The sequence below is a fragment of the Bacteroidota bacterium genome, assembly GCA_018831055.1.
Classification (GTDB): Bacteria; Bacteroidota; Bacteroidia; order Bacteroidales; family B18-G4; genus M55B132.
The window spans coordinates 1-2,936 of record JAHJRE010000263.1 but is presented as its reverse complement, the minus strand read 5'-3'; the positions used below and the strand labels follow the sequence as shown (position 1 = coordinate 2,936).

At 58.3% G+C, this 2,936-nt stretch carries 3 protein-coding genes; all 3 read right to left on the bottom strand.

Going from position 1 to position 2,936, the window contains the following annotated elements; all coding sequences use genetic code 11:
• Positions 1-142 precede the first annotated feature (142 nt).
• Genes fliG through KKA81_16255 form a run of 3 tightly spaced genes read right to left on the bottom strand, consistent with a single transcriptional unit; the run spans position 143 to position 2,935 of the window.
• The gene (gene fliG / locus KKA81_16265; GenBank protein MBU2652482.1) at positions 143-1,156 is read right to left on the bottom strand and encodes a flagellar motor switch protein FliG; all 1,014 of its coding nucleotides are present in this window, start codon (positions 1,154-1,156) and stop codon (positions 143-145) included.
• Complete coding sequence (gene fliF, locus KKA81_16260) at positions 1,156-2,727, bottom strand: flagellar M-ring protein FliF (protein MBU2652481.1); 1,572 nt, start codon at positions 2,725-2,727, stop codon at positions 1,156-1,158. Before fliF ends, fliG begins: the two co-directional genes overlap by 1 nt.
• 58 nt (positions 2,728-2,785) lie before the next feature.
• Positions 2,786-2,935, bottom strand: a complete 150-nt coding sequence (locus tag KKA81_16255; GenBank protein MBU2652480.1) for a flagellar hook-basal body complex protein FliE — start codon at positions 2,933-2,935, stop codon at positions 2,786-2,788.
• Between the last annotated feature and the right edge of the window lies 1 nt (position 2,936).

Sequence of the window (2,936 nt, the reverse complement as noted above, 5' to 3'; positions counted from 1 at the left end):
CCGGGCGCCGTCGGGATCGGTTTTTACCATCACCAGCGGGAACAGGCGCGCGAGTTGCGCCGCGGCTTCGCCCTGCCGGTCATGGTCGAGCGTCTTTTCGCCGACGAAAATGGTCGGGGCGAGGCGGGTATTACGAATGATTTTAGACAATGATATCCTCTTTGCCGCCACGGCCGGAGATGATGATCTGGCCTTCCTCTTCGAGACGGCGGACCGCTTCAACGATTCGTCCCTGGGCCGCCTCGACATCGGACAGTCGGGTCGGTCCCATGAACTCCATCTCCTCGCGGATCATGATGGCGACACGCTCGGAAACGTTGGCGAAGATTTTCGCCTTGACCTCGTCACCGGCCGCCTTGAGCGCGATCGCCAGATCCTTCGTCTCCACTTCCTTGAGGAGGCGCTGGACCGAGCGGTCGTCGAGCAGCACGATATCGTCGAAAACGAACATCATATTCTTGACCTCGGCGGCCAGATCGGGGTCCTCCGCTTCGAGTGACTGAAGGATGTTCTTCTCGGCGGTGGTATCGATCAGGTTGAGGATTTCAGCGATTGCTTTGGCGCCGCCCGATGCCGACATCACGCCGGAGGCGGTCGCGTCGAAATGCCCGGAAAGGGTCTGCTCAATTTCGCGCAAAATCTCCGGAGCGATCTTTTCCATTGTCGCGATCCGCAACGACACTTCGGCCTGCAATTCGGGGGTCAGCTCCGATAGAACGGACGCCGCGTGCTGCGGGGTGAGCTGCGTGAGGATCAGGGAGATCGTCTGCGGGTGCTCGTTTTGCAGGAAACTGGTGAGCTGCTTTGGGTCGATGTCTTTCAGCAGTGAAAACCCCGACGATTTGATGGACGATTCGAGGCGTCCCATGATTTCTCTCGCCTTGGGACCGCCGACCGCCTTTTCGAGAATCTGGCGGGCGAAGTCTATACCGCCCTGGGAAATGTATTGACGCGCCATGAAGATCTGGTAACATTCGTCGATCACCTTCTCCTCGACTTCCGAGGGAACATCGCGGAGATTCGCGATCTCGATTGTGATCTTCTCCAGGTCGTTTTCGGGCATCCCCTTCAGCACGTGCGCCGATACTTCGGGGCCGAACGCGACCAGAGCCACCGCCGCCTTCTGGAGGGCGGACATCTCATCAAATTTGAGCATCATTGGTCAATCATCATAGTTTGAATGGCCCGCGCGATTTCCTCCGGCTGCTGCTTGGCGACTTCCTGCATTTCGTCGACCAGGCGCGTCCGGCGCGCTTCGTGAACCACTCGTTTGGGCGCCTCTTCTATTTCCTCTTCGTCCACTCCGGGATTTCCGGAGGTCGACCGCGCGACCGGGCGCGTACGCGGCGGCGGGGCCAACGCTCCCATCGCCTTGAACAGTTTCCCGGCTTTCTTGCGAAGGTACAGGAATCCGAACACCGCCAGCAGACCGAGACCGATCTTCTTGGCGAGATCAAGATAGAATTCGCGTTCATACATACTGTCGAGCGCCTGACGGTCATCGACCAGGTTGCGCCGGTCGAAAGCGATATTCACCATTTCAATCTGGTCGCTGCGCTGCGGGTCGAATCCGACCGCGTTTTTGACAATCGCAGCCAGACGATCGAGCTCTTCCTGAGATCGCGGCTGGTAGACCGTCTCACCGGCTTCGGCGCCCGGTTCGGCCTCCTTGTATACACCGTCGACCATGACCGCAACCGACAGTCGTTGGATCGATCCGATACCGTTGATAATGTGCTCAACCGTCTTATTCAGTTCGTAGTTCGTAATCGTAGTTTCGGTGTTCCCCTCTTCCTGGCTTTCGCTGGTCTCATCGGCTTTGTCCGACGACGAGTTCGCCACCTTCGTGCGTTCCTCGCTCCGAACCGAGGGGCTGTTGGGATCGTACGATTCGGAAGTCCGCTCGAGCTGATCGAAATTGAGATCGGCGGTCACCCGGACTACCGAGCGATCCGGTCCCAGGACGTTGTCGAGCATCGACTGGGCCTTATCTTCGAGATACAACTCGGCTTGCTTGCGCACATCGAGCTGCGATGAAGTCAGGCCGGCGAGGGCGTCGGACTGACGGCCCGAGGACAGCAGGTTGCCGTCGTAATCAACAACAGAGATATTTTCCGGTTTGAGCCCCTCGACCGACGACGCCACGAGGTGCGAGATGCCGTTGAGCTGATTCTTGTTCAGCCCGCCGCCCTTGAGTTTGAGAACGACCGAGGCGGTGGCCTGCTGTTGATCTTCCTTAAACAGCCGATCCTGCGGCATGACTATGTGCACGCGGGCGGCCTGCACCTCGGAGAGCTGCATGATGGTGCGGGTAAGTTCGCCTTCGAGCGCACGACGGAAATTGAGATTCTGGAGGAAGTCGGTCATCCCGAGATTGTTGCCGTCGAACAGGGCGTAACCGACGGTGCCGTTGCGCGGCAGTCCCTCGGCCGCGAGTGAGATGCGCGTCTTATAGACGTCATCGGTCGGAACCGAAACAACCCGTCCGCCGTCGCTGAGTTGGTAGGGGATATTGTTGTCGGTCAAATACGTCACGACCTCCCCCGCTTCCGATTCATCGAGATCGGAATACAAACGAGAGTAGGTGATGTCGTTGACCCACCCGACCATGAGGAAAATACCGACCAGCGTCCCGGCGACTACTCCGAAAAGCATCATCACCTGGCTGGCGGTCATTCGCCCGATCATCGCCGAGAGGTTTGCAAAGAAGTCCTTGATTGGCTCCATCGTCCGTCCTATGTCCTGTTGACGACCGTCCCTGGTCGCGTGGAATCGACGTTAACGCCTATACCGGCATGCGAATCAGTTCGGAATAGGCATCGACTAATTTATTTCGGATCTCAATCAACAGCTCGGTGGCGATTCCCGCCTCCTCAGCCTTGACCATCACCTGGTGCAGTTCAACCGGTTCGCCGTCCAGAAAGGCCTGTTGGATG

Coding starts and splice junctions, on each gene's coding strand:
- fliG (MBU2652482.1), bottom strand. CDS start 1,156: ATGCTCAAATTTGATGAGATGTCCGCCCTCCAGAAGGCGGCGGTGGCT.
- fliF (MBU2652481.1), bottom strand. CDS start 2,727: ATGGAGCCAATCAAGGACTTCTTTGCAAACCTCTCGGCGATGATCGGG.